The following is a 1623-nucleotide window of genomic DNA, read 5'->3' on the forward strand; positions in this document are numbered from 1 at the left end:
GGAACAAAAAGCTTAAAGCTTTCTATGATAAGAAAAAATCAGAAGGAAAACCTGCCAAAGTGTCAATCGTTGCCTGTATGAATAAGTTGCTTCATTGGATTTATGCTTTATTAAGCAGAAAAGAAACATTCCTAGATTTAGCCTGATTAACGGTTTTGTGAAACAGAGAAAAATCCTTCCAAAAGGGTTTTGGAGGGTTATTTGGCATGGCCAAAAATAGTATATCATAAGGGAAATGAAAATATTAGAGAAAGATATTGACATCCTATTAGCTGGTTTAGTTCATTAACAGGGGTTGCTGCGGCAGCCTTTTTCTTATGGCACTAACGGGGCAGGTTAGTTCATTAAGGAAATGGATTATTTTACACTTATGAAGAATTACTCTTTATTGTTATTATTTTCTTAATGGTTCAAATAATTTTAATTTAATATCGTTAATTCACCATTAAGGAATGTGATTTACTGTGAGAGCAATAAATACAATTAACTTAGTTACAAAGTTATTAATTTTTTTTATTTTTTTCTCTTTTAATACATATATTTGTTTTTATGCAAAAGACAAAACAGAAGGCATAGTTACTGCCTGTATAGGTATCTTTCTAGTGATTATAGTGGCAACTATTGGATTTATTCTAGATAAAAAGCAAAGGTAATAGGGTGGGATTTTAGTGCAACGTGAAAAGTGTCCTTGTTGTGGATTTCCAACATTGAAAGAGCGTGGGATTTATGATATATGTGAACTCTGTAATTGGGAAGATGATGGACAAGACGATCCATATGCAAATCAAGTTTGGGGTGGTCCAAATGGGGATTACTCTCTTACAGAAGCAAGAAGGAATTTTAAAGAAAATCTCATTATGTATAGAGATAGAAGAAATATATTTACTCAAACTGATAAAGAAATTGAAGCAAAAAAGTCTTTAATAAGTGCTTTCGTTGAATTAGGCAAGTTTGAACCAGATTCGTTAGAATATAAGGCACTTTGGAGCAAAATAAAGTCTTACGAGAAGGTTTTAATTGAAGTCTCTAAATGAACTAACGGTGCGTTAGCAAAAGACCAGAGCTGTCTTTAAGACATCTTTTTCTTTGTGCAACTATCGAGGAAGGTTAGTTCATTACAGTTTATAATACGAGAGATCTTGATTTAGATTGAGGAGATAAAATAATGCGTTCATTTTTGAGAAAAGAATTTTGGGATGACAGAAATAAACCTATTCTGTTTATACAGTGGGCATTGATAATCTTAGCAGTAATATTATATTTCCAATCTTATGACAGTATAGAGTATTTTTACTCTGGAATTTTAAGATTGATTGCAGGAATAATCACCCTTCTAACAGGAATTGAAAATTATATTGTTAAGAAAAAAGAATATATATTTTGGTTCATCCTAACGATAATGTTTTGTGGAATGGGTATAGACAAATTAATGAACTAACGATGCGTTATTTTTTATATAAGGGCTGATCATCAGCTCTTTTTTTTATGGAACTATCGGGGCAGCATTCCTGTTAGAAGGATGTTCGAGGTCTTGAAAGAAAAAGAGCCCTCTTGTATGATGCATGAGTGTCAACGACCATTGACCCAGCATCAAACAAGGAGGACTACTCTATGCAGTTTAAA

2 protein-coding genes and 1 pseudogene are annotated in these 1623 nt (G+C 32.5%); all 3 read left to right on the forward strand.

From position 1 onward, the window contains the following. A pseudogene (locus N0M92_RS29000) lies at window positions 1–146 on the forward strand (IS110 family transposase); the annotation flags it as partial. A 522-nt stretch (window positions 147–668) separates the two neighbouring features. Next, on the forward strand, window positions 669–1034 hold the full coding sequence (locus N0M92_RS29005; RefSeq protein ID WP_260289018.1) for a CPCC family cysteine-rich protein: 366 nt from the start codon (window positions 669–671) through the stop codon (window positions 1032–1034). A gap of 131 nt (window positions 1035–1165) precedes the next feature. Beyond that, window positions 1166–1438, forward strand: coding sequence for a hypothetical protein (locus tag N0M92_RS29010; protein WP_260289019.1), 273 nt, complete (start codon window positions 1166–1168; stop codon window positions 1436–1438). Window positions 1439–1623: the final 185 nt, after the last annotated feature.

It is taken from the genome of Peribacillus aracenensis (genome assembly GCF_025175645.1).
In the GTDB taxonomy this organism is placed as follows: domain Bacteria; phylum Bacillota; class Bacilli; order Bacillales; family DSM-1321; genus Peribacillus; species Peribacillus aracenensis.